This window comes from Terribacillus saccharophilus, assembly GCF_002272745.1.
In the GTDB taxonomy this organism is placed as follows: domain Bacteria; phylum Bacillota; class Bacilli; order Bacillales; family Amphibacillaceae; genus Terribacillus; species Terribacillus saccharophilus_B.
Window position 1 is genome coordinate 521,105 of record NZ_NPBD01000002.1, and the last position, 25,730, is coordinate 546,834.

Below are 25,730 nucleotides of genomic sequence, written 5' to 3' on the forward strand. Positions count from 1 at the left end.
CTCCGTTGTCTCTGTTCTTTGTAATTTTATTTACTATAACATAACTTGTTTCTTAAGTGGGAACTATTCTGACAATATTTCCGAGCTGTATCTTATCAATATTTCCTGCTGCGTTCATTGAATACTTCACGCAGTGTGCTAAGACGGGCTTCCGCTTTGTTAGAGGCAGCTTCCACGGTATAACCGTCTTCTAGCAATTCCTTCATAAGAACAATTTTCTTGATCATATAATAATCAAATCGTCTAGTTGTATTCGTCTTTTCCTCTACACTATCGATATAACCTTTATCTTCCCAGTATCTAAGCTTTCTTATAGGGATATCAGTAATTCTAGCTGCGTCTCCAATTGTTACTGCCATCTGCCCAAGCAATTCATAATCAATTTCATCCATTCAGAATTCTGCCCCCTCCTTGCAGCTTTAGCCTCATTATACCTCATTTAATTTATTTGACAACTTTTGAAGATAATATATAATTATTGGAGATTAGTTACAAAAAGGAGTACGAACATGATTGTCAATTCAAAAATTCACCGCGTTCTTTGCAGTGCTGTCACTGCTGCCATTATGACCGCTATCATATCTTTCACATTAACAGCTGTTAATTCAGGATTACATGCATTCCAGTTTTCGAACTGGCTGCGCGCATGGATTATCGCTTTTTCTTTAGTATTTGCCATCTCTTTCTTTCTTCCAGCATTCGTTAATCGGCATGTATCAAAGATAATACGGATCAAAGAATAAGAAAACAGACTAGGAAATATCCTAGTCTGTTTTTTGTTTTTGATAGAAGAATGTATCGACTGCTCCTAAGCCATAAACGTTTGGGTTAAATATTTGTTCAGTACTTCCAACAAAAAGATAACTATTATGTGCCAGTGAGTTACTGAACTTATGATAGATATCTGCCTTCGCTTCTTCTGTGAAATATATAAGCACATTCCGGCAAATAATCAAATCGTAGTTCGTATCATAAGCATCCGCCAGCAGATTATGCTGTTTGAATTGTATATGCTGCTTTAATTCATCTTTTATTTGGAATACAGATCCGTCTTGGTTGAAATAAGCGGATTTGATTGCCGCTGGCATTTCTTTCAATGCCCTTTCGTTATACTTTCCAACCATAGCGGTTTCCAGCACGCGCTGATCCAAGTCGGTTGCGTGAATTGTGTATGAAGTTCCTTTAGCGTAACGATCCAGAAGGATTGCTAATGTGTATGGCTCTTCACCAGTAGAGCAAGCAGCACTCCATATTTTCAGCGGCTTCTTTTTCTTAAGCAGATCAGGAAGGATGCGTCGCTCTAACACTTCCCACCGCTGATAATTTCGGTAGAATTCTGACACATTAATGGTCATGCGATCAAGGAACTCGTCCAACAAAGCTGCGTCACCGTTGATTGCATGGGAATATGCCTTAAAATCCTTAAAGCCTCTCTTTTCCCGAAGAGTCGTCAAACGCCTTAGCATCTGCGCTTCTTTATATTGAGATAAATCGATACCAGTATTTGTTTTGATTTGCTGAACAAAGTAATCATAATCTGATGCCACGTCACGTTCCCCTGTCTATATGTTTCTAGTTCTATTTTACTGCATATAGAGGGTTGTTGGTAGAAAAAAATAACAAAAAAAATTGCAGGCATGTTTGCCTGCAATTTTCATTTATTCATATAACCATTTCGCTGTTACTTGTTCATAAGAAACAAGTTCATCGGCTTTAAACATATTTGCGATTTCACGTTCAGCACTTTCCACACTATCAGAACCATGGATAAGGTTACGGCTCATTTCAACTGCGTAATCGCCTCTAATCGTACCTGGTGCTGCATCTGTTGGTTTAGTCGCCCCTATCATACTTCTTGTCAATGCGACGCTATCTTTACCTTCCCAAACCATTGCAAATACCGGACCGGATGTAATGTAGCTGATTAACGAACCGAAGAAGGGTTTGCTTTCATGTTCTATGTAATGCGTCTTCGCTTGTTCTTCTGTCACGACCATTATCTTACCTGCCAGAAGCTTTAAGCCCTTCTTTTCAAATCTTGTTACGATTTCACCAATCAATCCACGTTGTACGCCATCCGGTTTAACCATCAAAAATGTTTTTTCCATACTAATTCTAGCTCCCTTTTATGAACTTTACTGTCATCATACCAGTGATGTAAGCGTTTTACAATCAGGAGCTGCGCTTACCTATATGTCTAGCAATTTGTTTCAGTGTATTACGATCTCTTGTTGGCGGCAATTTATCCAATTCCTGATATGCTTTCTGTAAGTAGCGGTCACTGATTTCCAACGATCGCTTGATGCTGTCTGAAGTTTTGATGTGCTGGATAAATGGTTGCAAAGTTTCCTGATCCAATGCTTCGGGATTGCGAAATGCTTGCGTAAGCCGCTCTTTGAAGAAGCGATCTTCGCATGCCAGTAAAGCAGGAAGTGTCATATTCCCCTGCAGTAAATCGCCGCCGGCAGGCTTGCCCAAATCAGCTTCGGATGCAGTGAAATCAAGCACATCATCAATGATCTGATAGCTCATCCCCACATAGTACCCATACCGATACAAAGCGCGCTCATGCTCGAGTGGAGCACCGGATGCAATAGCACCGAGCCGTGCACTTGCAGCGATGAGAATCGCTGTCTTACGGCGTATGCGTCGAAGGTAATCCTTCAAGTGCTGCTCAATTCGATATTTATCACGAATCTGTTCCACTTCGCCCACACACAGCTCGACAATCGTATGAGCAAGGATCTGGTGTGCCCTTGGCTCTTCCAGCTTAGAAAGGTATTCCAGGGAACGAGCGAAGATATAATCACCTGCATACATGGCCACTTTGTTGTCCCATTTCGCCTTCACAGTCGGTTTTCCTCGTCGGAGTTCCGCATCGTCAATAACATCATCGTGGACAAGCGAAGCCATATGGATCAATTCGAGTGCGACGGCCACCGTTTGTATCCGGGGCAGTTCATACGTGCCAAACTTACCGCTCAGTAAAACGAAAACCGGTCGTATCCGCTTGCCACCAGCACGGAGAAGCTGTACCGACGCATCCTCCAGGACAGGATGCTCTGCGCGAATCGTGTTGGTCATCGCATCTTCGATTCTGTCCAAGTCCTTTTTTAAATATGAGTAGATCATCGGTAATTTCATTCACGTCACCTTCATCCGTCCAGACATATTACCAGTCAGTCCCTGACCGCCGGCTTTTCTCCCATATGCATAGCTGCTACGCCGCCTGTATATGTCTTAATCTTCACATTCGTCAGTCCCGCTTGCTGGAAAAGCCCGCGAAGCTCCTTCTTGCCTGGGAAATCCTTTGCAGACTCCTGCAGCCAGCTGTATTCATCATAACTTTTCGCCAGAAGCTTACCTAATACTGGCATGATTCGTTTGAAATAAAAATAATATACTTGTTTGAAACCGAACATTGTCGGCTGTGATGTTTCCAGGCAAACCACTTTGCCACCAGGCTTGACGACTCGATACATCTCCTTCAGTACTTGGAGATAATCAGGAACATTTCGCAGGCCAAAGCCGATGGTCACGAAATCAAAAGAATTATCCTCAAACGGCAGCTCCATCGCATTTCCCCAAGTGAACGATAACTGCTCAATTGACTTTTCCGTGTTTTTCTTTTCTGCTACTGAAAGCATATTCTTACTGAAATCAAGACCTGTTACTTGCCCTTTCGGACCAACAGCCTTAGCAAGAGAAAAAGACCAGTCACCAGTTCCGCAGCATACATCTAATGCTGAATCTCCTGGCTGTACCTGCATTTTCTTCATCACACTCCGTCTCCAAGCACGGTGACGCCTGAAGGAAATGACAGAGTTCATAAAATCATAGCGATCGTATATCTTTTCGAAAACGTGATGTACACGCTGTTCTTTCGTTTCTTGTGCCATAATTACCCTTCTTCCAGAAATAACTCTTCCTGCCGATTCCCCTGAAGCAGCAGCTTACGGGATAGCTTTGCAAAAGCTGGCGGCAGTGTATCCAGCCCTGCTAGAAGCCTGCGTTTAGCAGCTTCTATCTCCTGTTGTATCACTTGCATCACAGTTAGTCCGCTCTTTTCCATTTCGATGATTGAAGCAAGCTTCACGAGAAGGGAAGTTTGCTTCCCTTCTCTTACTTCCTGCTGCAGTCTGCTTATCAAGCAATAGTCATCCAGCGGTTCAAGTCTTGCTGTATCAATAAAACGGGAAGCTGCTGTTCGGAACAAGCAGCCCTCCAGCTGTCCAAGCTTTTTGAAAAATGCTTCGGACGTTGTCGCATCATAATGGAGTGACATCTTCTGTTCATTGATTTCTTTGATACTGGTAGCTAATAAAGCCACCATATCAATCTCTTCCAACCCAGCAAGTATCTGATAATACAGCGCACTGTAATAAGTACCGGCTAAAACAGTCAGCTGTCGGTTCTTCCGTTCATCAGCTGTCTCGTTGGTTTTGGTAGTAACAATCACTTTATCGTGCGTATCCAGCGCCATCTGGATCAGCATAATGGTGATCGTATAGTCTGTCTGCTGCTTATCGGGCAGGTTCGTTTGACCAAATAGCGTCTGCAATAGCAGCAGTTTATTCTCGTCCAAGAATGGCGCTTCCGTATTCTTGTCCAGATAATCCTGCTGCATGCGCTTCTCTATTTTATTTCGTAGTGTGTGTAGCTCTTCCGTGGATGCATAGGACAAAACAATCACCTGCGCCCTTTTTCGTATTTCAAACTGTATAAAAAGTATTATAACATAGCATGTCCTAATTCGTCTTGTATGCAAGCTTGTCAAATAAAAATGAGGGACACCTGGTATTCAGGCATCCCTCATTCTAGCCCATATGTAATTACTTCACGTTATCCTTAAGGGCCTTGCCGGCTTTAAACGCTGGCACTTTGCTCGCTGGGATTTCGATTTCATTCCCAGTCTGCGGGTTACGGCCTTTACGTGCAGCACGCTCGCGTACTTCGAAGTTACCGAAACCGATCAATTGTACTTTGTCACCTTGTTTAAGAGAATCCATGATTGAATCGAAAACCGCGTCAACAGCTTTCGTAGCATCCTTTTTAGAAAGATCGCTTTTCTCAGCAACAGTATTGATAAGATCTGTTTTGTTCATAGTTACACCTCCCTGACATTACCTTGAACAGTAAGACAATAGCATTTGCTATCATTTGTTCACCATAAAGATAGGTTTTATACCTATCAATACCGCTCATGTTGCGATATCAACGCTTATAATATACGACTTAGCGGCATAATTCAACACAAAACGCCAGAAATCCTTAAATTTATCGCATTTCAGCATAATATTTGACAAAAAAAATAAAGCGGCTCATTTGCCGCTCATAGAATGATCGCTATTAACCCGCCCGATCCTTCGTTGATGATTCTTTCCAGAGTTTCTTTCAATTTATATCTGGCATTTTCCGGCATCAAGCTAATCTTACCTTGAATACCTTCTCTGACTATGCTATTTAGGGAGCGACCAAAGATGTCTGAATCCCAGATAGAAAGCGGATCTTCCTCGAAGTCCTGCATCAAGTATCGAACCAGCTCTTCACTTTGCTTCTCCGTGCCGATGATTGGTGCAAATTCGGAATGGACATCTACTTTAATCATGTGGATACTTGGCGCGACAGCCTTCAGCCGAACGCCGAAGCGTGAGCCTTGACGAATGATTTCAGGTTCATCCAAAGCCATATCCTGAAGACTTGGTGCTGCAATGCCATAGCCTGTCTGTTTTACCATATGCAGTGCATCGGATACTTGATCATATTCGCGTTTCGCATGAGAGAAATCCTGCATCAGCTGCAAAAGATGATCTTTACCGCGAATCTCTTCGCCGACAATCTCTTTCAGCACTTGATCATACAAAGCATCTGGAGCATGTAAATCTATCTCTGCTACTCCTTCGCCAAGTTCCATTCCAGCAAGATTTGCTCTTTCGATATAATCATATTCATCAAAGTATCCCACAACACGATCAACATCACGAAGGCGTTTGATATCTTTGACCGTTTCCTGGATGGCTACCTGGTAATTTGAACGAAGCCAATGGTCTTCCTTAAGCACCATTACCCAGCTCGGTAAGTTGACGTTTACTTCCAGGACCGGGAATTCATACAGCGACTCCCGCAGCACGTTATAAACATCAAGTTCCGTCATGCTTTCAACACTCATCGCGAGTACTGGGATATCATATTTTTCACTCAATTCCTGACGAAGCAGCTCGGTGTTTTGATTATGCGGTGTTACTGAATTGATCACCATGATAAATGGCTTGCCAACTTCCTTCAGCTCAGATACAACACGCTCTTCCGGCTCCACATAGTCGGTGCGCGGAATTTCACCGATTGAACCGTCCGTCGTCACGACGACACCAATGGTGCTGTGCTCTTGAATCACTTTACGAGTTCCAATCTCGGCAGCATCATGGAATGGAATAGGTTCCTCATACCACGGTGTGTTGATCATGCGAGGTCCATTCTCGTCTTCAAAACCTTTCGCACCTGCCACTGTATATCCTACACAATCGACGACCCGGACACTTACTTCCAGACCTTCGTCCACTTTAAGGGAGACAGCGTTGTTCGGAACGAATTTCGGTTCTGTCGTCATGATTGTCCGGCCTGCTGCACTTTGCGGCAATTCATCCTGGGCACGGGCCCGTTCTGCTTCATCCTCCATGTTAGGCAGGACAACCAATTCCATGAATTTCTTGATAAAAGTCGATTTCCCAGTTCGGACGGCTCCTACCACCCCAAGGTAGATATCGCCGTTTGTCCGTTTCGAGATATCTTTAAAAATATCTACTCTTTCCAAAAGATCCCCTCCCGATCTACTTTCGATGCATGGACAGTCTTAGCTACATACACTAGCAGTTTATGATGTTGTCCTATCCAAATATGCTAGAAATAATGGTTTCCTTGCCTGCTGGCATCAAAGGGCGGTTTTGCAGGAAAGGACGAACAGCATATTGCCCTCTGCGGATAATCTATGCACTGCATTCAGGGTTCATGCCAATAAAAAAAGAAGAAGCAGACGCTTCTTCTTGAAATAGACTAAATATACCCAAGCAACCTAGAAAAATATGCTGGTGCGAGTTAGTTTATGCGTAAAGGGCAAGGGATGGTAAGTTGTTCTGCCCAATTGTCACAGTTAGTTTTTGAATAATTTGCTAAGTGTGTTCATATCAGCTGGCATATTGTTGCCAATGATCGCTTTGACTATTTTATCTTCTTTCGCCTGGGTGAGCGGCTTGCCTGCCATTGCAGCCAATTGCTTTACCAAACCACGCACTGTTGCTTCGTCTTGAAAGTTAGCACTTTTAACAGAATTGGCCACCTTGTAGATATCATCAGCATTCACATTTGATTTTTTCTGAATCTGATCAATCAAGTTCTTTTGAAAGTCTGCCACGTTCATTCCTCCTTGCAGATTAGCTACGAAACAGTATATGCAAGGAGAGAAAAAATGTTAGCGGGCATTTAGAACATCTTGAAGATCATCCATTTCATGCTTCGGCAAACGTGTCATAAGCTGATCAACGATATCCTTCGCTTTCGCACCATGGAAGAGAACCTGATTGATTCCCTTAGTGATAGGCATATCGACTTCAGCTTTGTCAGCAAGCTCAGCAACTGCTTCCGTTGTTCGAACACCTTCTACAGCCATACCCATCTTAGCGAGTGCTTCATCCAATGTCATGCCTTTACCGAGCATATTACCAGTGCGCCAGTTACGGCTATGGACACTCGTACATGTCACAATAAGATCTCCCATACCGGATAAACCAATGAACGTGAGCGGATTTGCCCCAAGTTTCGTTCCAAGGCGCGCGATTTCAGCAAGTCCTCTTGTAATCAATGCCGCTTTTGCATTATCCCCATAACCTAGTCCATCAGAAATACCTGCTCCAAGTGCAATGATATTCTTCAAGGAACCGCCAAGTTCCACGCCGACCATATCTGTGATGGTGTAAACACGGAAATTTTCATTCATGAACAGCTCTTGCACCTTCTTAGCTTCTTCCATTTCGACAGAAGAGGCACTAAGAGTCGTCGGCTGTCTTTTCGCTACTTCCTCTGCATGACTCGGACCAGACAAAACGACGACTGGACGATGTGTAACATGCTCAAGTTCTTCCTCGATCATCTGGGAGACACGTTTACTTGTTTTTGGCTCTATTCCCTTTGTAGCATGCGCGATAACCGCTTCAGCAGGAATGTGTCCAGCAAGCTTCGCCGCTACTTCTCGAGTTGCTTTTGCAGGTACGACGAGGATGACAGCAGCCGCATCACGTACAGCCTCTTCTATATCTGCATAAGCAGTAATAGCCTCAGGAAGTGTGACTCCAGGCAGGTATTTCTCATTCTGGTGCTTCTCGTTAATTTCAGCAACCTGATTCGGATTATGAGACCAGAGTCTCACATCATGTCCATTGTCCGCCAAAACCATGGCTAGGGCGGTTCCCCAGCTGCCGGCACCGAGTACTGCTGCTATCTGTTGTGTCATATAAATCCTCCTCGTCCCTGTTTATGATCTTCTTCTAGGGAAAATCTTTATTGGTGTACCGGTGAATCCAAATGCTTCTCTGATTCTGTTCTCCAAGAAACGAACATAAGAGAAATGCATCAGTTCCGGATCATTGACGAATACAGCAAAAGCTGGCGGCTTGACTGCCACTTGAGTAGCATAAAGCACTTTTAGACGCTGGCCTTTAAATGTCGGAGCTGGATTCATTGCCAAGGCATCCATGATGACATCATTCAATACGTTTGTCTGGATACGTTTCGCGTGGTTTTCACTTGCCGTCAAAATTGCAGGCATTAGTGTGTGAATTCGCTTTTTCGTCTTGGCAGATAAAAAGACGATCGGTGCATAATCCAGGTAAAGGAAATGCGCCCGAATTTCATCTTCGAATTCTTTCATCTTCTTCTCATCTGATTCGACCGTATCCCATTTATTGACGACGATTACAACCGCCCTGCCTGCCTCATGGGCATAACCAGCGATTTTTTTATCTTGCTCGATGATACCTTCTTCTGCATTGATCAGCACAAGGACGACATCAGATCGCTCAATCGCTTTCAATGCCCGAAGGATACTGTATCTTTCGGTCGTTTCATATACTTTTCCGCGTTTACGCATACCAGCGGTATCGATGATAACAAAATCATGACCTTCTCTAGTGAAAGATGAATCGACTGCATCACGCGTCGTTCCTGCAACATCACTTACGATTACACGCTCTTGATTAAGCAGCGCATTAACAAGTGAGGATTTTCCGACATTCGGTCTTCCGATCAAGCTGAAATGAATTGTCTCTTCATCTTCCTGCATCTCAGCACGCTCAGGGAAATGCTGGACAGCTGCGTCAAGCAAATCACCTAGACCTAAACCATGTGTACCAGAGATCGGGAATGGTTCTCCAAACCCTAGGCTGTAAAATTCATAAATCTGATCTCGCATTTCTGGGTTGTCCACTTTATTGACAGCCAATACGACTGGCTTATTGGAACGGAATAGAATTTTAGCTACTTCTTCGTCCGCCCCTGTGATACCCTCGCGTCCGTTCACCATGAAAATGATGACATCTGCTTCCGCAATGGCAAGTTCTGCCTGTTCGCGGATTTCCACTAGAAATGGTGCATCTCCGATTTCGATACCGCCGGTGTCAATTATGTTAAACGGCTGGTTCAGCCATTCAGCTTCCGTATAGATTCTGTCACGTGTCACACCAGGTGTATCTTCCACAATGGAGATCCTTTCCCCGGCAAGACGGTTGAATATGGTTGATTTTCCTACGTTTGGTCTGCCTACAATGGCAACTACTGATTTCCTCATGAAAGGAACATCCTTTCCTACTTTCCTTTATGTGCTGGTTCTTCTGTTGCAACCTAACTGTTTTATTCTAGCAAAAGCATCATAGGGACACAATATTTTTCGACATCATGTTCGTCCAGGGGTCCATTTTGACTTATTTCGCAGATACTTTCTAAGCATGCTGAGCAGCTTTGCCGAGATTAATAACAGCAGTACTATTCCCATTACATCCATAGCTTTGAAGCTGCCGGCATCTTGCTGAAGACCATAAATATCTAATAATAAAAGATAAACCACTTCCCCGATGGAAAAACCTAGGCAAATAATGCCAATCTGCAAATGGAAATTCCGAGTCAGATACATGACAAGAGCAAATAATGTCAACGAGAACAGAAGAACACGCGGAATAAGCAGTGCGACTGGATTTGTCAGCTCCCAAAGCAACATTCCCGCATAAGCTATTCCTAAGCAAATGCTTCCAAATGTTCCGCGTCCCACTCTCTTACTGGCAAAAATAAATAGGAAGCCAATAACAGCAAGCAGAAAAACAGTAGCAAAAATCCGATGGCCGGCAAAATTAACGGAAAAACCAGATAATGAGATAGTAAGCAGTATGGCAAATGCAAAAAGTATCCGTGCCAATGAATGACGCATGAAAAATGTTACCAAGATCCAGCTGATCCACGTAGCCCAAAAAAAGTAGAATCCATCCATTTTCACTCCTCCTTTTATCTGCATTATGACAAGTGAGGAGTGAAACTATACACGGAGGACAAAAAAAAGACCAAGGCTGTCCTTAGGACAGCCTTGGTCTTTTAATTTTTATTGCTTGTACTTATTCAATTTGTCACCGAGAATATCTCCAAGCTGGAAGCCGGAATGCTCTTCTTCTTTTTCATATTCCTTGATGACAGCATCATTTTCATCTTGTTCTAATTCCTTGATGCTCAAACTCATGCGTTTTTCGCTTTCGTTAACTTCAAGAACCTTCACTTGCACTGTTTGACCAGGCTCAAGCACTTCCTGCGGCGTACCGATGTGACGGTTAGCGATTTGGGAAATGTGTACAAGGCCTTCAACACCAGGAAATACTTCAACGAATGCTCCGAAGCTCACTAAGCGCTTCACTTCGCCTTCTAGTACATCCCCTGCTTGTGCACGGTCACTGATGTTCTCCCATGGTCCAGGGAGTGTCTCTTTCAGGGATAGACTGATGCGCTCGTTTTCTTTGTCGACACTAAGTACTTTGACTTTGATCTCTTGACCTTCTGTCACGACATCAGATGCTTTTTCCACATGCTCATGTGAAAGCTGAGAAATGTGTACAAGGCCGTCGATTCCGCCGCCGATGCTGACGAAGACACCAAAGTCAGTCAAACGCTGTACAGTACCGTCAATTACCTGACCTGCTTCTAAACTGTCAAGCACTTCCTGCTTCTTGGAAGCTTCCTCTTCCTCGGCTACTGCGCGGTGAGAAAGGATGACGCGGTTTTGTTCACGGTCAAGCTCGACTACTTTAAGCGTAAGCGGTTTGCCTTTGTATCCTTCAAACTCTTCAACAAAATATGTTTCTACGAGTGAAGCAGGTATGAAACCGCGAAGGCCCACATCTACAACAAGACCGCCTTTAACGACTTCCTTGACTTCTGCTTCGAAGATTTCTCCGGATTCGAATTTCGCTTCCAGGTCATCCCAGGCAAGCTCAGCAGTAACTGCACGCTTGGATAGAACGACTTCTTCGTCATCTACTTTTTTCACTTTTAGTGTCAATTCTTCACCTTCACTCACTGCATCAGCAGCGCGTTCAACATGAAGACTAGATAATTCGCTGATCGGCAGGATACCTTCCACTTTGTAGCCAATGTCTACCAAAGCTTGTTTATCTTCCACTTTCACCACTTTACCGGTTACAGTATCGCCTACAGACAATTCCTTGAAATCCGTAGCTTGCTCATTCATTTCATCCATCAAAGAGACCTCCTTCAGTTTACGAGACAAAACATAAGTAAAAAAACATAGAAATGTCCTTTTTTCTAACTTCTAACATTTGAAGATATTTGTCAAGTGATAGGGCATCTATCCGACATGCTTGTTTATTAGAAGTTGAATCTCATCCATGATCACCTGTGATACTTCTTTGGCTGGTGCTTTACGCTCTTTCAGCTCTTCCATATCAATCGGTGGTCCATAGATGACTTTCAATGCTTTTACCCCTTTATAGGATCCGATAATCGCACAAGGAACAACTTTTGCTTCCGAGCGCATGGCAAAGAAACCTATTCCAGGAAGCGGACTGCCGAGTTTTCCGTCCTTACTTCTTGTTCCTTCTGGAAACAGCCCCATCGTCTTGCCTTCAGCCAGAATATCCAAACCTACACGCAGCGCTCCCCGATCCTGCATACCGCGTTTTACCGGAAATACATTAAGATTTTTCATGAGCCACCCAAGTGGCTTGGGTTTAAAAAGCTCACTTTTCCCCATGAAGGCTATATCACGTGGACATGTAATACCCAAGACAGGTGGGTCAAAATTGGAAATATGATTGGAACAGACCAAAACCGGTCCTTCCTTAGGAACATGTTCCTTGCCATACACTTTTATACGGAACATCGGGTAAAAAGCGGCACTGAGGATCATTTTACCTATGGTATATAATGACATAATCCCTACTCCTTATCTTCCGAGAGCCTCGTGTACGGCTTTGAGAATTTTTTCTACAACACCATCAATCGATAGTGAAGTTGTATCGATTTCAACAGCGTCTGCCGCTTTTACTAACGGAGACGCTTCCCTTTCGGAGTCGAGCTTGTCACGTAGACGTATTTCCTCTTTCAGCTGCTCCAGATCCGCCTCGAACCCTTTGGAGATATTTTCTTTATAACGGCGCTCTGCACGTTCCTGGACAGAAGCGATCATAAAAATCTTCACTTCAGCATCAGGAAGGACTCGAGTCCCAATATCACGGCCATCCATGACAATTCCATTATCAGCTGCAAGTCTCTGCTGACGTTTTACCATTTCTTCTCGTACCAGCGCATGCTTAGCGACAATGGACACATTATTTGTTACTTCATTTGTGCGAATAGCTTCGGTTACATCCTTACTGTTTACAAGCACTTTTTGACCGTCTTCATGCTGCACCAAGACAATATCTATACCTTGCAGCAAGGAAAGTAAAGCTTCCTCGGATTCCAAATCGGCTCCAGCTTCGAGTGCAGTAAGTGTAAGCGCTCGATACATAGCGCCAGTATCCACGTAGACGAATTGTAATTTCTTGGCTACTAGTTTGGATACCGTACTTTTACCTGCAGCAGCAGGTCCATCAATTGCGATAGCGATAGTTTTCGAATTCATTCAATTCAATCCTTTTTCTCTTCATAATCTTGGAATAAAACCTAATAAAGCATAACACAGGATAGCGGCTTGGTCTATTTGAAGTCTACCTGATTCGGAGCCCTTTTTTCCGCTGTTCCCGCTGACGCTCAAAGCAGAAACGGATGATTGCTTGTCTGTCCCGTTCCAGAATTTCATCGAACTGAATGCTAGCGATGATTTTTCCGGATTTTTCATTACGAACGATTCGGACGATGCTTCCGGATGCAGTCAGAAATGAAGGCCCTTCTTTTTGCAGGGAATATGCAAGATACAGCGTCACACTCATTCTTTCCCTGAAACTATGTTTTTCTGGGAGCAGTACGGATAGACCGCCACCGCTAACATCAAGCGTAATGGATGAGATTGGAGTGATACCCGATTCATCACTATGAAGCGCAACATCCGTACTCGTCAAAATCCGTACATACTGACGCCGCTGTATTTTCCGGATATCGTTTTCCTTTGGCATTGTCAGTTTCAATGCCGGCACTTTCATCATTTCCCTGCCCTGGATTGATGTCCCAAACGTGAATGCGTTCTCCTCTTCTGTCACATACAATGCTCTGAAAGCTGTACCTACCGGAAAGATATCTGTCCGTTTTGTCTGTTCATTTATCGGATAGTCTATGTAAATTGTATCATCAGCTAAGTCGATTACTTTCGCTCGATAACGCGACCATTCCTCATTTTTTGATATATCCTTTTTTTCTAAGACTAAAGTACTACCAATTTTCAGCAAACGCCTCTCCTCTTCTCCTAAACCGTTCTTTATTCCTATTATTGCAAAAATAATCAAAAAGGGGAAGGCTGTTTGCCTTTCCCCTTTACGTGCTTTGCAAGAAACGCGCTTCTGTTGTTGTTTGTTTCTCGATTTCTTCTTCTTTTCCTGTATCTGCATTCACATAAATGCGATAAGTTTCGTCGTCATTCCGTGTACCCATAATTTCATAAACTAGCGTTTCTTCGTGTGTATCGTTTTCAATCAAAGCAAGATGTGTTTCCTGAACCTTAACGTTTTGATTCAGTTTTTCTGTTGCTTGTTCTTCCGTTAGCTTTGGTTTCTGTAAATCACGCTCATGGTGATTCATAAAATAGTCACGGGCATTATAGCCTAGGATATCTCCGTTATCGAGCGCCACTTTTACTTGGACAATATCTGCATAAATACGCACATCGTTTTGGACAGGTACAAAGAAAAAGATACCGACAGAATCATACTGACTACTCTGCACCATTTCCATTTCAGTCAACTTCTGCTCTTCCAGGAAATCCTGTGCCTTTTGCTGGGCATCGTGCAATCCCAGTTTTGGCTCCTCTCGATCCCGCTGCATCATAAGCGTGAGAATATGGCCACCTTTTTGACTTATATCCGCATATCCGCTTTCGCCTTCCTTTTGATAGGAAAGACTGTAGAGGGGTACATCTGAACCTTTACCCGATTTTCCGCCTTTAATCCCGCTGATTGTATTCAAATCAAAAGCCTTTGCTGCAACAGTCTTTGCCTGTTTTTGATTGATACGTTCACCCGTCACACCTTCGAATTTATGCTCTTCATTGGAGGCAGGCAACGCACCGTTATTGAAATCTTTTTCGTCCGAAAAACCGCCTGAGGTATCCTCCACTGTTTTGAAGCTTGAGATGATCGTATTATCTGAATGGTCTGGATTATCATCTGTTAACGCAAGCTCCACATCGGTCCAATGCAGATTATCTCCCAGTACCGTATTCTGGACATTTCGCAGTTCATCTTTAATTTGCCCCGCATTATCATGCAGCTTCTCCAAACGCTGCATTTCTTCTTCAGACAACGGTTCCTTATCCAAATCCCGCACCGCTGTTTTATACGTAAAATCACCTATGTTCGTTAAAAATTTCTCTGTTTTTTCAAACGGTAATAATGCTAACGGAAGCTGACCGACATCTGTATGTGCTTCAGAAGATAAACGCCAGATTTCCGCTAATTGAGGCGACAGGGAGTCCCTTGAGTTCATCGCCAGCGTCGATCCAATCTTGTCGTGCAGCATGTCAATCCGGTACGTCAGCTCGTGGAAGGAACGCTGATAATTATTCTCTGCTTGCATCTTGATATCATTCTTTTCCTGCCGTTCATTATAGCCCCAAAAAGCTGTTCCTGTAAGTGCCAAAGCTAGAACACCAATTATCACCCATTTGTACATCGTTCGCTCTCCTTTCTACATACAGAAAATATGCTCGCCGATCGTTTTTATCTGAGGTCTGCCCCAAATCCATGGCGAAGTGGCTGTATTCGGGTTGAAGTAATAAATTGCTCCGCCAGAAGGATCCCAGCCATTGATTGCATCCAGTACAGCTTGTTCTGCTGTCTCATCCGGTGTCAGCCATATTTGACCATCAGCAACAGCTGTGAAAGCTCTCGGCTCGAAAATGACACCAGAGATCGTGTTCGGGAAAGAAGCATCCTCTACCCTGTTCAGAATGACTGCCGCTACTGCCACCTGACCTACATACGGTTCTCCTCGTGCTTCTCCATGAACGGCATTAGCCATTAGTTTAATATCATTTTGCGAATAGCCATTCGGAACGTTGACCGCAGACGTATTTGGCGCTTTTGCATTACCACCGCCTCCATTTCCTCCATTACCGCGCTTCTTCACCTGATTTTCTTGCGGTGTCCCGCCATAATAAGTGAATGTGTTACCTTCTTGGATTTGGCGCATAACGAAGGCTTTATCAAATTTTGTTATGGAAGCTAGTTTGTCTTTAGCCTGCTGACCGGCAACACCATCAATTTCCATTCCGAATTCATATTGAAAATTGCGCAATGCCCAGTACGTACTCCACCCGAAAACACCATCAATTGTCTTATTATAGTATCCTGCATATTGTAAGCGGGCTTGCAGTTCCACTACGTCATCACCAGTGGCTCCATGCTGGATCACTTGATCGGAAAAAGCACTTGTCTGCACAGGTGCTGATAGGATTGCGCCTATCAGGATCAGACCGGCACAAAACAATTTGCAAAGCCGAAACTTTTTACTTTCCATTGTTCATTTCCTCCAACCTAACTATGATCTGATACCGATAGCTTTCTTCTGGTGTGCTCATATTATGCAATAAAAAAAGAGTCAGGCAGATGCACTGCCCGACTCTTTTATTTCGTTGTATGTATCTGTTCGATAGGATGCTGGATTGCCGCCCGAACTTTACGAAGTCCAATTATCCAAAGGATGATCATGAAAGGTACGAGAACGTATATCCAATTAAATGTTACAATCAGCAAGATATAATCATATAATCCATGCAGCAAAAATGGAATCAGCATCGCTGCAAAAATACGCAAACGAGGATGATAGCTGCCGAATTTAGCTCTGCCGAGGTAATATCCCATCAATACTCCAAAAAGTGCATGGGAAGATACCGGGAAGAGTGCCCGCGTGAACGCATAGTCTACTCCGTGAGCAAATAAATAGAGTACATTCTCCACCGTAGCAAAACCTAGGCTGATACTGACACCATAAATGATCCCATCATAAACCGAATCCATTTCGGTATGCCTGAAAGCAGTGTACAGGAAGATGAACCATTTGAAGAACTCTTCCATGAATCCGACAGTGAAGAATGAATAAACAATCGGATTCGCACTTATTCCTTCTGCTTTCATCGCATATTGAATGAACATGATCGGAAAAACAAGCAAAGCGCCATATAGGAAAGTCCGCAACACCATGCTGAGCGGCTCGGGCTCCAGACGATCCTTCAGATAGAAGAAGGTGAGGAGCGCGAGGGCAGGCGCAATGGCTGCGGAAAGGATGGTAAGCATGAGAGCACCTCTTCCAACTAACAATCTTTCCTTATCGTACCATGTGCTCTATTTTTTTGGAATATGTTACTGGAAAGAAACAGGAAATAATTCATGCTTCTATAAAAGTCTATCTGTCTGATCAGATGCCAAAGCTACAGCAAGCTCGATACGTGCCTTCTTACTATCTTGATCCTTCCCTAGCAGAACACCAGCCTTATACAAATCATAGGCACTACCTTCATAATCGTAGGTTGTGTATACATTACCCTCTTCAGATGCAGTCGTAAGGATAATTTTAATATCCGCGTGCAAGGCTTGAAGAATTTCGTCTTTCATATTCGGAGCAACTTGTCCTCGACCTACGCCTTCTAAAACAATACCTTTGACGCCTGCTTCACGCGCTGCTTTCACGAATTTACCGTCCGCCTGCAGATAGCACTTAATGATATCTACATCAGGCAGCTTGTTTTTCAGCTCATACGTATTCCGTTTAACCGGTTTTTGATAAAGATACACTTTATCATTGTCGATAATACCTAAATATCCGAATCCGAAAGCATTGAAGCCTTGGATATTAGATGCGTGCTCCTTCTTAACATATTTTGCTGGGAAAATACGCTCATTGAAAACAACAACAGTTCCGCATTCCAGCAATTGATCATCATAAGCTGTCAGAACAGCATGCCGCAGATTGATGAACACATCGGAACCTAGTTCATGTATAGCTCGCTGTGAACCTGTGACTACAACTGGCCGGGCATCTGCTATGGTTAAATCAAGAAAATAAGCCGTTTCTTCCAGAGAATCCGTTCCATGCGTAACCACAATCCCTTTTACTTCTGGATCTTCTAATTGCTGTTCGATCATATCTTTTAATGAAAGCAAGTCATCAAATGTGATATGCATACTCGGTTTTTGAAGTGCACTCACCACTTTGACTTCGATATGATCCGGCAGGTCAATTTGGCTTCGCAATTCATCGCCAGTCATTTCTCCGGAAGCAAGCTTTCCGCTCTCTTCGTTCGGTACACTGGCAATTGTGCCACCAGTAGTGATCAATACGACTTTCCCTTTTATCATTTATTTCCTTCCTTTCAGTTGCGAGAAGCAATTGATTGGGCAATCTGTCCACCATGGAAACGTCCATTTTCAATGAATACTTCATTATTATTATTCCCAGCTGCGATTACACCAGCAATGAAAATACCCTGTACGTTTGACTCCATCGTTTCCGGATCATAGTCAGGCTTTCCTGTTTCTGGATGAATTGAGATACCCATGCTTTGCAGCAGCTTCAGATCAGGCCGGTACCCAGTCATCGCAAAAACGAAATCAGCGTCGACTGAATGCGTCTCTCCTTCTACTTCATAAGTAACCTGTGTTTCAGTAATCTCTTTAATATGTGCATTGAATCTATGGTCGATGTATCCATTACGAGCCAATGATTCGTATTCTGGCAAAATCCACGGCTTTACACTTTTGGAATATGTACTGCCACGATAGAGTGCTGTAATATTCGCACCAGCTTTATGAAGTTCTAGCACAGCATCGACTGCGGAATTTTTTCCGCCAATTACTGTCACATTTTTTCCGAAATAAGGATGAGCTTCTTTAAAATAATGAAATACGTGCGGCTGATCCTCACCAGGCACGTTCATCAAGTAAGGCTGATCGTAGTATCCAGTTGCCACAATAACATAATCTGCCTTATAGTGTTTTTCTTCTTCCTTTATCGTCTTCGTAGTTAACGTAAAATCATGAACACTTCCAGACACTTGCATCACTCGTTCGAAGGTATGTATACGCAAATTCTGTCGCTGAGCTACAGTTCGATAATAAGCCAGCGCCTGGTTCCTGACAGGTTTCTTCATTTCGGTAACAAATGCTATGTCGCCTACCTCTAACCGTTCACTTGAGCTAAAGAAGGTCTGATGTGTTGGATAGTTATAAATCGAATTGACAACATTGCCTTTTTCGATAAGAAGCGGTTCCATTCCGGCTTTTTGCAGCTCAATTGCTGCGGATAGCCCACATGGACCTGCTCCTATTATAATTACTCGTTCTTTTTGCATTGTACTGCTCCTTTCCATCTCTCTTCCCAAGAAAAGAGAAAGCTCTTATCCTTTTCGCTTCAGGATAAGAGCATGATTTCCAATATGATTAGATCCAGCCTCTGAATCTGGAAGCTTCCGCCATTTTTCGGACACCGACCATGTATGCAGCCAGTCGCATATCAACTCGCCTTGTTTGTGCAGTCTGATATACATTTTGGAACCCTTTCAGCATCACTTTCTCTAATCTCTCTTCAACTTCCTGCTCCGTCCAATAAAAGCCCTGGTTATTCTGCACCCATTCAAAATAGGAGACCGTCACGCCGCCTGCTGATGCAAGCACATCCGGAACTATCAAGATACCGCGTTCGGTCAAAATCTTGGTCGCTTCGAACGTTGTCGGGCCATTTGCAGCCTCAATCACAATCTGGGCTTTAATATTATGTGCATTATCTTTGGTGATTTGGTTTTCTACCGCAGCTGGTACAAGTATATCGCAATCAAGCTCCAATAATTCCTGGTTGGAGATTGTAGACTTGAACAAGTTGGTCACTGTACCGAAACTGTCCCGTCGGTCAAGCAAATAGTCGATATCCAGACCATCCGGGTCATGAAGCGCCCCGTAAGCATCTGAAATACCGATTACTTTCGCGCCAGCTTCGTGCATGAATTTAGCTAGGTAACTGCCGGCATTTCCGAAGCCTTGAATGACAACACGGGCTCCCTCGATACTGATGTCTCTCTGCTTGGCAGCTTCTTTCAAGCAAATCGTCACGCCTGTAGCTGTAGCTGTCTCCCTGCCATGCGACCCTCCCAGTACGATCGGCTTACCAGTGATGAAACCTGGATTGTTGAATTCATCCATCCGGCTGTATTCGTCCATCATCCATGCCATTATCTGAGAGTTTGTCATCACATCGGGTGCGGGTATGTCCTTCGTCGGCCCGACAATCTGGCTGATTGCCCGTACATATCCACGGCTTACACCTTCAAGCTCACGAAAACTCATTTCGCGGGGATCACAGATGATACCGCCCTTTCCGCCTCCATAAGGTAAGTCGACGATACCTGCTTTCAGACTCATCCAAATGGACAATGCCTTTACTTCATTCTCGCTCACTTCCGGATGAAAACGCACGCCACCCTTGGTGGGACCAACTGCATCATTATGCTGAGCCCGGTACCCTGTGAAAATCTTCGTACTGCCATCATCCATCCGAACGGGAATACGAACTGTCATTAACCGTACCGGTTCTTTCAGTAATTCATAGACTTCTTCGGGATAGCCAAGTTTCTGCAAAGCCGATTGTACGACCCTCTGTGTTGATTCTAATACGTCCCTATGCTTGTTGTTGGTAGATTCCGCAGCGTTGTCGGCCACTGTTCTGTACCTCCTAAATGTTTCCCCATCTTGTTTAGCGATATTACCACATCGAATCTTCACATCCATTCTAACAAAAAAGCACCCAGATAGATAATGAGAACCGTGTTTTTAATCAAAAATCAAAAAGATACCGGCGGATGCTCCGGTATCTTCGGCAACTTATGCAAAATACGTGCAGATCTGCCGTATTGCATCCTTATCGAAAATCTTCTTGCCGTACTCATTTAGCCTAACCGAGGTGACAATACTCGGGTTAGCGAATTCCGACATGACTGCAATCAAGTTTTCACGCGCCGCCGGATGGAGCAGCGTGCGAATTTCCATATAATAAAGATCATTCATAAAGTACACAGCGGCATCTTCAATGCCGATCTGGTCCAGCTGACGTGAAACGCTGATGATGTCCTCAAAATCTGTGAATGAGAAGATAAGCTCCCTGCTTTCGTCAAGTGTCACTTTCATCTCGATATAATCCTCTTCTTCTTCGAAGTCTTCTGTCTGTGGATACTGTGTTACGATGATCTGCATCCCTTGTGCTTGAAGAATATGCACTTGAACAAGAAGTGTGCCTTCCAATTCGAAGCCCAATTCATCGCTTGCTTCATACATCATATCGTGAAAAAGCTGATGAACGCCCGGAAGATCATGCCACAGATCTTCTTTAGTCAAGCCTCTCTCGATTAAATCGTCGAAGGTAAGAAAGATCTTGAATTGATTTAATGATACGCGCTCTAACTTCATCACTTTTCCCCCTTGGATGCCACTCTAGATATAGATAGCATATGATTCGCTTTATGTTTTGTACGCGGCACTCCCCCATTGGGAGCGTCCATTTTCATGATAGGTTTTAGCCTCGAACAGAAAGGATTTGTACGTATAGTTAGTATATTAATCTTTCAGTTAAAAATACCCTCGTTGTCCAAACTGAAAACGGACTAAAATAAGGCTGGTATCGACAGCGGCACATCCGTATACAGTAGGATAAATACTATCACTGCCAGCACGATGACCGTCAGGAGGATGAACCTGGCAATACCTCCATTCCAGCGCAGGCGGAAGCTTGTCCGCTGTCCGTCATGGATTGTTCGGCGTGGAGGTAAATTAAGAACATCGATACGCTGAACTGCTGGCTCCGATTCTTCTTTCTCGGGTGGTAATTCTTCGTCACCGTGAGTATGTGTCACGGATGCCACCAGCTCTTCCAGATTCTGGTCCTTCTCTTCTGTCTTTGCCATGAAGTGTCCATCCTTCCATTTCCGTTTTACTGCTGCAGGAGGTGATACAGCTGCTCCCGCCAGCCAGTACGTTCCGGCTGTGCATTCGTCAAACCCGACTGCCAATCAGCAAGGGTATCTCCGCAATTATCGCAGCATCGGCCTTTTGCTGGTCGTACTTCAGATTGGAAGTCAGCAAAAAGTGCCTGTCGTCTGCATGAATCCGTATAGACCCATTCCTTCATGCGCTGCAGCTGCTTCAGCTTATGCCTTTTCCTGTTCCCAACAAACTTCTCTATCTGGTCCAGGAAATCCTTCCAAGCATTTGCCTTATAATGCAGATGATTTCCCTTTACTATATCATGTTTCTCCATTTGATAAAGTAAAAATCGCCATTGTGTCTCACTAATCGGAATATGCTGGATGAGCAGCTCGTAGGAAGGCAGTTCAAGCTGTCCTGCTTTTACCCTCTGATAAAGGAAACGCAGCATTTGCTGAATCGAACCTTGCTCCGGAAGGTCCTGTTCGATTAGGTGGATAGGGATTTGCCAATCTCCCGGACTATATAGAACCACACTTACACTTTCTTCGCCATCCCGGCCAGCTCTGCCGACTTCCTGAATGAAAGATTCCTTGTCACTTGGCAAATGATAATGAATAATAAGGCGTACGTCTTCTTTATCCACTCCCATGCCAAATGCGCTTGTACAGCAGATGATCTGCAGCTGGCCGGCTAGGAACTGCTGCTGGATTAATATCCTGTCTTCGTTCTCCATGCCTCCATGATAGTAAGCACATGGCATATCCGGCATATTAGCCCGGATTATGGCCGCAGTGCTTTCGGCCATATTTCGGCTTGAAAAATAAATGATGGTCGGAGCTTGAATCTTTCTAAGTAATGCTAGCATCGTTTCATTTTTTTCCTGTTGATCTTGTACTTCCCTGATAAAGTATGAGATATTTTCCCGATCCATCGGATAGATATGCTTATCCATGTCCAAATCCCCAAGCAAATGCTGAATATCCACTTGGACTTCTGGAGTAGCTGTTCCAGTCAATGCAAGTACCGGCGGACTGCCTAGATTCCGGATCACTTCTGCCAGACGCAGGTAATCAGTCCGGAATTCCTGCCCCCACTGTGAAATACAGTGAGCTTCATCGACTACAAACAATTGGATATGCAGCGACTGCAAACGATTGATCAGAAAATCATTTTGGAGCATCTCCGGTGAAACGTATAGCAGATCGTAATTCTGGAGTTTTCGCATAATCTGCTGTTTGTCTTCATAATCGAGAAAACTATTCAGTGCAGCTACCCGCTTGAATCCTCTGGCACGCAGCTGTTTCACTTGATCCTCCATCAGTGAAAGCAGAGGTGAAACAACAATAACTTGTCCGCTCCGCATAAATGCCGGTAGCTGATAGCAAATAGATTTCCCCGTTCCGGTCGGTAAAACTCCCAATGTATGATGATTCTCCAATACACTTTCAAGTATCTCTTCCTGCCCGGTCCGGAAGCCGTCATACCCATAGAATTTCTGCAATGCATTTTGCAAATCTGCGTTCATGCTTTCACCTCCTGCTCTTTCCGTAAAGCTAAAGCCAATCTAATTTGAAAATAGTCATATTTTCCTTCCAGCAAAGCATGGATTTGTTTAAGTTTATTAGTACCTGCTTGCATGGCGCAGTCTAAAATGACAGCAGCATCGGTATCAGAAATAAACTTACTGGAAAGTGCTTCTCCATCAAGCCAAGTTATTTCCACAATATGATCCTTTATTGTGTTCTCCGTCAACCCTCTGACAAGCGCAATCTGCTCTACTGACATACCGCGTTCAAGCATGGTCCGTGTCTTTAGCGCCGTGGAAGTTATGGAACGGATCTTGTGCTGGGGTCTATCCATGAGTGCAGCTAAATGTGGGAAAGCTGCCGTATTGCTCTCTGTGTGCTGTAAAAGATGGTGAATAGTCGACGTCTGATAAAGGAGCACATCCGTATCATACACATGATATTTTTCTGCTAGCTGTACAGTCGTCAAACCGATATGATGGTATCCGGTCAATCGATCTACAAATAACTCAGCCTGTATCTGCGGCAGTTTTTCCAGCAAGCCGTATAATTCCTCATATACTCCGTTTCGCCAATCATCTAAGTGATGCTGTTCCTGTCGATACAACTGCTTTATCCATTGCTGGATAGCAAGGTTATCAGTTACAGGTAGATACCGATTCTCCCCTTTTGTTTGATTGGAAAGCAGCTGAATAAGCAGAAGCAGCCGATACAGGAATGGCTCTGTTTGTGATTGATAGGCCATACCATTGAAATACGGCATAATTTTTTTAATATCCTGTCCTTCTTCTTGCATGGCATTGGCAGCTACCTGGTCGAATACCTGTCTCGATAGCTTCGGGTAGATACCGAACAGATGGGTAAGACCGTACATATGGGCATCCTGCAATGTTTGAGCGGAACGCTTGCCTTGCAGCAGATGATAGATGGACGCCGCACTCCGTTCCTGACGTATGGGCTCTGCGGCATGGATGATGATAGATGCCAGAAGCATGCTAACCAACCTTTCTGTAAGCTTGTATTCCGTTTCGGTACGCGCTACACTTAGTATAAAGCAAGAAGCAGCTTTGGTGAAAGCGGAAGGGGGAAAAACGGGATGGCAATGTATACATATGTCGATCAAGATACTTGTATCGCCTGCGGTACATGCGGAGCTGTCGCGCCCGATGTATATGATTATGATGATGAAGGTCTGGCATTTGTCCTGCTCGACCGCAATACTGGTACTTTCTCTGTACCGGAGGAATTGCAGGAGGATGTGACAGAGGCATTTGAAGAGTGTCCGACCGAGTCAATCAAGCTGAGTGATCTGGTTATTGCAAAAGATGCATTATCCCATATATGAAGAACCACTTCCCATTAAGAGGAAGTGGTTCTTTTTGGGGCAGGAACCCATTTGTTAAACAGCCTGCGCAGAACAGGATACAAAATGAAAAAGAAAATTCCATTACCGATTGCATGCATTGTATCGAAACTTATGCCAGCAAGATAGTACGCCAGAAAATGTTCCATTATGAATACATAAGGCAGTGATATCAATATGCCATACACATACCCAGTCAAAACGCTGGCAGCCGTCATCACAATTAATGGCGGGTCTCTCCATAGCTTGCCTATTAGACCGAATGTCAGACCAATTAGCCCCCAGGCAAGTATCTGCCACAATGTCCATAATCCCATACCAAGTATCATATTGGATAAAAGTGTGGACAACACAGCGATAATGACGCCTGCAGCCGGACCTAGCAAAAGCGAACAAATGATGATGACACTTGTCATCGGCTGCATGTTTGGTAGAAAGGGAAATAGCACATTCGCATATATCCTACCCACCACAGCAAGTGCCGTCAGCATTGCCAAAAGCGTCAGCTTACGTGTGGTAAACATTAAGATTCTTGCAGATTGAAGACAACCTCGTCGCCGTCTTTCAGTTCAACCTCATTCGCTCCGACTGGTGACATTTCCTCATTAACGGTGAAAAGCCAATATTTGTTGGCATTTGCATCCTGAGCGTGGCCATCAATTGCCGTGATGAATCCACCATCTTCTTCGATTTCAAAATTCTCTTTCATCACATCCAATAGATTGTCGCCTTCCTCAAAGCTGACTTCCTTGGATGAAATCTCTTCTCCATCTTCAGATAGTGTTACTGTGACCTGCTGTTCGGTCTGTTGCTCTGCCTGCTGGTTTTGCTGCGGCTGTTCTGCCGTCCCGCAACCAGCCAGGATGCCTGCTGCCAACAATAAAACTGATAACATATGTAGTGCTTTTTTCATAAAAAAATCCTCCCTTTTAGTAAAGGAAAGAGCATTAGAAGCTGCCGCCTCACCCGCTCAGTCCTCGAAGCGGTGAAACACAAGCACACAGGGCAGGTCTGCTGACTGATACCTTTAATCTACTAAGAACCCTTCCCATCCAATAGGACAGTGGTTATGTTCCTTTCGGCGGTAATCACAGCTGCGAGGACAGTCACGGAATCACACCGCGTTCCCTATCAAGTCTGTTGACACCTTGTATGCTTTTAATCCAGCTTATTTTATCA

30 protein-coding genes and 1 riboswitch are annotated in these 25,730 nt (G+C 44.0%); of the genes, 2 read left to right on the forward strand and 28 right to left on the reverse strand.

Annotated elements, in window-relative coordinates; translation table 11 throughout:
* Positions 1 to 95 precede the first annotated feature (95 nt).
* A complete protein-coding gene (locus CHH58_RS04395) occupies positions 96 to 392 on the reverse strand; it encodes a MerR family transcriptional regulator (RefSeq protein ID WP_095227042.1) in 297 nt (98 codons plus the stop codon).
* Positions 393 to 509: 117 nt separating this feature from the next.
* Here CHH58_RS04395 and CHH58_RS04400 point away from each other — a divergent pair, with 117 nt between their 5' ends.
* Positions 510 to 743 carry a DUF2798 domain-containing protein gene (locus CHH58_RS04400; RefSeq protein WP_095217919.1) on the forward strand — a complete coding sequence of 78 codons (234 nt, stop codon included), beginning with the start codon at positions 510 to 512 and terminating at the stop codon, positions 741 to 743.
* A gap of 21 nt (positions 744 to 764) precedes the next feature.
* On the opposite strand, the gene CHH58_RS04405 is transcribed toward CHH58_RS04400, so the two are convergent.
* The 25 genes from CHH58_RS04405 to CHH58_RS04525 form a co-directional block, all read right to left on the reverse strand.
* Entirely contained in the window at positions 765 to 1,547 is a 783-nt protein-coding gene (locus CHH58_RS04405) for a CheR family methyltransferase (RefSeq protein WP_249275028.1), read from the reverse strand.
* 111 nt (positions 1,548 to 1,658) lie between these two features.
* On the reverse strand, positions 1,659 to 2,108 hold the full coding sequence (gene ndk / locus CHH58_RS04410; RefSeq protein WP_095227041.1) for a nucleoside-diphosphate kinase: 450 nt from the start codon (positions 2,106 to 2,108) through the stop codon (positions 1,659 to 1,661).
* A gap of 64 nt (positions 2,109 to 2,172) precedes the next feature.
* Positions 2,173 to 3,144, reverse strand: a complete 972-nt coding sequence (gene hepT, locus CHH58_RS04415; RefSeq protein ID WP_095234065.1) for a heptaprenyl diphosphate synthase component II — start codon at positions 3,142 to 3,144, stop codon at positions 2,173 to 2,175.
* Between the two features lie 35 nt (positions 3,145 to 3,179).
* Positions 3,180 to 3,899, reverse strand: a complete 720-nt coding sequence (gene menG / locus CHH58_RS04420) for a demethylmenaquinone methyltransferase (protein ID WP_095227039.1) — start codon at positions 3,897 to 3,899, stop codon at positions 3,180 to 3,182.
* A 2-nt stretch (positions 3,900 to 3,901) separates the two neighbouring features.
* Positions 3,902 to 4,684, reverse strand: a complete 783-nt coding sequence (locus CHH58_RS04425; RefSeq protein WP_095227038.1) for a heptaprenyl diphosphate synthase component 1 — start codon at positions 4,682 to 4,684, stop codon at positions 3,902 to 3,904.
* 148 nt (positions 4,685 to 4,832) lie between these two features.
* Positions 4,833 to 5,105, reverse strand: a complete 273-nt coding sequence (locus tag CHH58_RS04430; RefSeq protein ID WP_038560918.1) for an HU family DNA-binding protein — start codon at positions 5,103 to 5,105, stop codon at positions 4,833 to 4,835.
* A gap of 227 nt (positions 5,106 to 5,332) precedes the next feature.
* Positions 5,333 to 6,811: a stage IV sporulation protein A gene (gene spoIVA / locus CHH58_RS04435; RefSeq protein WP_095227037.1), complete on the reverse strand. Its 1,479-nt coding sequence runs from the start codon at positions 6,809 to 6,811 to the stop codon at positions 5,333 to 5,335.
* A gap of 336 nt (positions 6,812 to 7,147) precedes the next feature.
* A complete protein-coding gene (locus tag CHH58_RS04440) occupies positions 7,148 to 7,408 on the reverse strand; it encodes a stage VI sporulation protein F (RefSeq protein WP_038560923.1) in 261 nt (86 codons plus the stop codon).
* 57 nt (positions 7,409 to 7,465) lie between these two features.
* Positions 7,466 to 8,503: an NAD(P)H-dependent glycerol-3-phosphate dehydrogenase gene (locus tag CHH58_RS04445; protein WP_141235080.1), complete on the reverse strand. Its 1,038-nt coding sequence runs from the start codon at positions 8,501 to 8,503 to the stop codon at positions 7,466 to 7,468.
* Positions 8,504 to 8,524: 21 nt separating this feature from the next.
* On the reverse strand, positions 8,525 to 9,835 hold the full coding sequence (der, locus tag CHH58_RS04450) for a ribosome biogenesis GTPase Der (protein WP_095232767.1): 1,311 nt from the start codon (positions 9,833 to 9,835) through the stop codon (positions 8,525 to 8,527).
* A 105-nt stretch (positions 9,836 to 9,940) separates the two neighbouring features.
* Positions 9,941 to 10,528 (reverse strand): YphA family membrane protein, encoded by a 588-nt coding sequence (locus CHH58_RS04455; RefSeq protein WP_095227034.1) that lies wholly within the window; start codon positions 10,526 to 10,528, stop codon positions 9,941 to 9,943.
* Between the two features lie 108 nt (positions 10,529 to 10,636).
* Positions 10,637 to 11,782, reverse strand: coding sequence for a 30S ribosomal protein S1 (gene rpsA, locus CHH58_RS04460; protein WP_095227033.1), 1,146 nt, complete (start codon positions 11,780 to 11,782; stop codon positions 10,637 to 10,639).
* A gap of 108 nt (positions 11,783 to 11,890) precedes the next feature.
* Positions 11,891 to 12,475 carry a lysophospholipid acyltransferase family protein gene (locus CHH58_RS04465; RefSeq protein ID WP_095227032.1) on the reverse strand — a complete coding sequence of 195 codons (585 nt, stop codon included), beginning with the start codon at positions 12,473 to 12,475 and terminating at the stop codon, positions 11,891 to 11,893.
* A 12-nt stretch (positions 12,476 to 12,487) separates the two neighbouring features.
* Entirely contained in the window at positions 12,488 to 13,168 is a 681-nt protein-coding gene (cmk, locus tag CHH58_RS04470) for a (d)CMP kinase (RefSeq protein ID WP_095227031.1), read from the reverse strand.
* A gap of 85 nt (positions 13,169 to 13,253) precedes the next feature.
* Positions 13,254 to 13,928, reverse strand: a complete 675-nt coding sequence (locus tag CHH58_RS04475; protein ID WP_170937519.1) for a flagellar brake protein — start codon at positions 13,926 to 13,928, stop codon at positions 13,254 to 13,256.
* An 85-nt stretch (positions 13,929 to 14,013) separates the two neighbouring features.
* Positions 14,014 to 15,366 (reverse strand): germination protein YpeB, encoded by a 1,353-nt coding sequence (gene ypeB / locus CHH58_RS04480; RefSeq protein ID WP_095232769.1) that lies wholly within the window; start codon positions 15,364 to 15,366, stop codon positions 14,014 to 14,016.
* Positions 15,367 to 15,381: 15 nt separating this feature from the next.
* Positions 15,382 to 16,212 carry a spore cortex-lytic enzyme gene (gene sleB, locus CHH58_RS04485; RefSeq protein ID WP_095227028.1) on the reverse strand — a complete coding sequence of 277 codons (831 nt, stop codon included), beginning with the start codon at positions 16,210 to 16,212 and terminating at the stop codon, positions 15,382 to 15,384.
* 107 nt (positions 16,213 to 16,319) lie between these two features.
* On the reverse strand, positions 16,320 to 16,988 hold the full coding sequence (prsW, locus tag CHH58_RS04490) for a glutamic-type intramembrane protease PrsW (RefSeq protein ID WP_095227027.1): 669 nt from the start codon (positions 16,986 to 16,988) through the stop codon (positions 16,320 to 16,322).
* A 99-nt stretch (positions 16,989 to 17,087) separates the two neighbouring features.
* On the reverse strand, positions 17,088 to 18,050 hold the full coding sequence (locus tag CHH58_RS04495; protein WP_095262084.1) for an asparaginase: 963 nt from the start codon (positions 18,048 to 18,050) through the stop codon (positions 17,088 to 17,090).
* 14 nt (positions 18,051 to 18,064) lie between these two features.
* Positions 18,065 to 19,042 carry a YpdA family putative bacillithiol disulfide reductase gene (locus tag CHH58_RS04500; RefSeq protein WP_095227025.1) on the reverse strand — a complete coding sequence of 326 codons (978 nt, stop codon included), beginning with the start codon at positions 19,040 to 19,042 and terminating at the stop codon, positions 18,065 to 18,067.
* Positions 19,043 to 19,130: 88 nt separating this feature from the next.
* Positions 19,131 to 20,402: a Glu/Leu/Phe/Val family dehydrogenase gene (locus tag CHH58_RS04505; protein ID WP_249275029.1), complete on the reverse strand. Its 1,272-nt coding sequence runs from the start codon at positions 20,400 to 20,402 to the stop codon at positions 19,131 to 19,133.
* A 162-nt stretch (positions 20,403 to 20,564) separates the two neighbouring features.
* Positions 20,565 to 21,146 carry a genetic competence negative regulator gene (locus CHH58_RS04510; protein ID WP_095222640.1) on the reverse strand — a complete coding sequence of 194 codons (582 nt, stop codon included), beginning with the start codon at positions 21,144 to 21,146 and terminating at the stop codon, positions 20,565 to 20,567.
* A gap of 194 nt (positions 21,147 to 21,340) precedes the next feature.
* The gene (locus CHH58_RS04515; RefSeq protein ID WP_095262085.1) at positions 21,341 to 21,640 is read right to left on the reverse strand and encodes a hypothetical protein; all 300 of its coding nucleotides are present in this window, start codon (positions 21,638 to 21,640) and stop codon (positions 21,341 to 21,343) included.
* Positions 21,641 to 21,666: 26 nt separating this feature from the next.
* On the reverse strand, positions 21,667 to 23,187 hold the full coding sequence (locus CHH58_RS04520) for a RecQ family ATP-dependent DNA helicase (protein WP_095227022.1): 1,521 nt from the start codon (positions 23,185 to 23,187) through the stop codon (positions 21,667 to 21,669).
* Positions 23,184 to 24,182, reverse strand: a complete 999-nt coding sequence (locus CHH58_RS04525) for a helix-turn-helix domain-containing protein (protein ID WP_095234056.1) — start codon at positions 24,180 to 24,182, stop codon at positions 23,184 to 23,186. Before CHH58_RS04525 ends, CHH58_RS04520 begins: the two co-directional genes overlap by 4 nt.
* 102 nt (positions 24,183 to 24,284) lie before the next feature.
* On the opposite strand from CHH58_RS04525, the gene CHH58_RS04530 reads away from it, so the two are divergent.
* Positions 24,285 to 24,533 carry a ferredoxin gene (locus CHH58_RS04530; protein WP_038560969.1) on the forward strand — a complete coding sequence of 83 codons (249 nt, stop codon included), beginning with the start codon at positions 24,285 to 24,287 and terminating at the stop codon, positions 24,531 to 24,533.
* A 14-nt stretch (positions 24,534 to 24,547) separates the two neighbouring features.
* On the opposite strand, the gene CHH58_RS04535 is transcribed toward CHH58_RS04530, so the two are convergent.
* Together CHH58_RS04535 and CHH58_RS04540 are read right to left on the reverse strand one after the other, a co-directional pair.
* Entirely contained in the window at positions 24,548 to 25,075 is a 528-nt protein-coding gene (locus CHH58_RS04535) for an ECF transporter S component (RefSeq protein WP_095227020.1), read from the reverse strand.
* Positions 25,075 to 25,464, reverse strand: a complete 390-nt coding sequence (locus tag CHH58_RS04540) for a DUF4430 domain-containing protein (protein ID WP_212551787.1) — start codon at positions 25,462 to 25,464, stop codon at positions 25,075 to 25,077. Before CHH58_RS04540 ends, CHH58_RS04535 begins: the two co-directional genes overlap by 1 nt.
* Positions 25,465 to 25,538: 74 nt before the next feature.
* Positions 25,539 to 25,717: riboswitch (cobalamin riboswitch) on the reverse strand.
* Between the last annotated feature and the right edge of the window lie 13 nt (positions 25,718 to 25,730).

Bases quoted from the DNA above. Each gene is read 5' to 3' on its own strand.
- CHH58_RS04395 (WP_095227042.1), bottom strand. From the start codon at position 392: ATGGATGAAATTGATTATGAATTGCTTGGGCAGATGGCAGTAACAATT.
- CHH58_RS04400 (WP_095217919.1), top strand. From the start codon at position 510: ATGATTGTCAATTCAAAAATTCACCGCGTTCTTTGCAGTGCTGTCACT.
- ndk (WP_095227041.1), bottom strand. From the start codon at position 2,108: ATGGAAAAAACATTTTTGATGGTTAAACCGGATGGCGTACAACGTGGA.
- hepT (WP_095234065.1), bottom strand. From the start codon at position 3,144: ATGAAATTACCGATGATCTACTCATATTTAAAAAAGGACTTGGACAGA.
- menG (WP_095227039.1), bottom strand. From the start codon at position 3,899: ATGGCACAAGAAACGAAAGAACAGCGTGTACATCACGTTTTCGAAAAG.
- CHH58_RS04430 (WP_038560918.1), bottom strand. From the start codon at position 5,105: ATGAACAAAACAGATCTTATCAATACTGTTGCTGAGAAAAGCGATCTT.
- CHH58_RS04445 (WP_141235080.1), bottom strand. From the start codon at position 8,503: ATGACACAACAGATAGCAGCAGTACTCGGTGCCGGCAGCTGGGGAACC.
- der (WP_095232767.1), bottom strand. From the start codon at position 9,835: ATGAGGAAATCAGTAGTTGCCATTGTAGGCAGACCAAACGTAGGAAAA.
- CHH58_RS04455 (WP_095227034.1), bottom strand. From the start codon at position 10,528: ATGGATGGATTCTACTTTTTTTGGGCTACGTGGATCAGCTGGATCTTG.
- rpsA (WP_095227033.1), bottom strand. From the start codon at position 11,782: ATGGATGAAATGAATGAGCAAGCTACGGATTTCAAGGAATTGTCTGTA.
- CHH58_RS04465 (WP_095227032.1), bottom strand. From the start codon at position 12,475: ATGTCATTATATACCATAGGTAAAATGATCCTCAGTGCCGCTTTTTAC.
- cmk (WP_095227031.1), bottom strand. From the start codon at position 13,168: ATGAATTCGAAAACTATCGCTATCGCAATTGATGGACCTGCTGCTGCA.
- ypeB (WP_095232769.1), bottom strand. From the start codon at position 15,366: ATGTACAAATGGGTGATAATTGGTGTTCTAGCTTTGGCACTTACAGGA.
- sleB (WP_095227028.1), bottom strand. From the start codon at position 16,212: ATGGAAAGTAAAAAGTTTCGGCTTTGCAAATTGTTTTGTGCCGGTCTG.
- prsW (WP_095227027.1), bottom strand. From the start codon at position 16,988: ATGCTTACCATCCTTTCCGCAGCCATTGCGCCTGCCCTCGCGCTCCTC.
- CHH58_RS04495 (WP_095262084.1), bottom strand. From the start codon at position 18,050: ATGATAAAAGGGAAAGTCGTATTGATCACTACTGGTGGCACAATTGCC.
- CHH58_RS04500 (WP_095227025.1), bottom strand. From the start codon at position 19,042: ATGCAAAAAGAACGAGTAATTATAATAGGAGCAGGTCCATGTGGGCTA.
- CHH58_RS04510 (WP_095222640.1), bottom strand. From the start codon at position 21,146: ATGAAGTTAGAGCGCGTATCATTAAATCAATTCAAGATCTTTCTTACC.
- CHH58_RS04515 (WP_095262085.1), bottom strand. From the start codon at position 21,640: ATGGCAAAGACAGAAGAGAAGGACCAGAATCTGGAAGAGCTGGTGGCA.
- CHH58_RS04520 (WP_095227022.1), bottom strand. From the start codon at position 23,187: ATGAACGCAGATTTGCAAAATGCATTGCAGAAATTCTATGGGTATGAC.
- CHH58_RS04525 (WP_095234056.1), bottom strand. From the start codon at position 24,182: ATGCTTCTGGCATCTATCATCATCCATGCCGCAGAGCCCATACGTCAG.
- CHH58_RS04530 (WP_038560969.1), top strand. From the start codon at position 24,285: ATGGCAATGTATACATATGTCGATCAAGATACTTGTATCGCCTGCGGT.
- CHH58_RS04535 (WP_095227020.1), bottom strand. From the start codon at position 25,075: ATGTTTACCACACGTAAGCTGACGCTTTTGGCAATGCTGACGGCACTT.
- CHH58_RS04540 (WP_212551787.1), bottom strand. From the start codon at position 25,464: ATGAAAAAAGCACTACATATGTTATCAGTTTTATTGTTGGCAGCAGGC.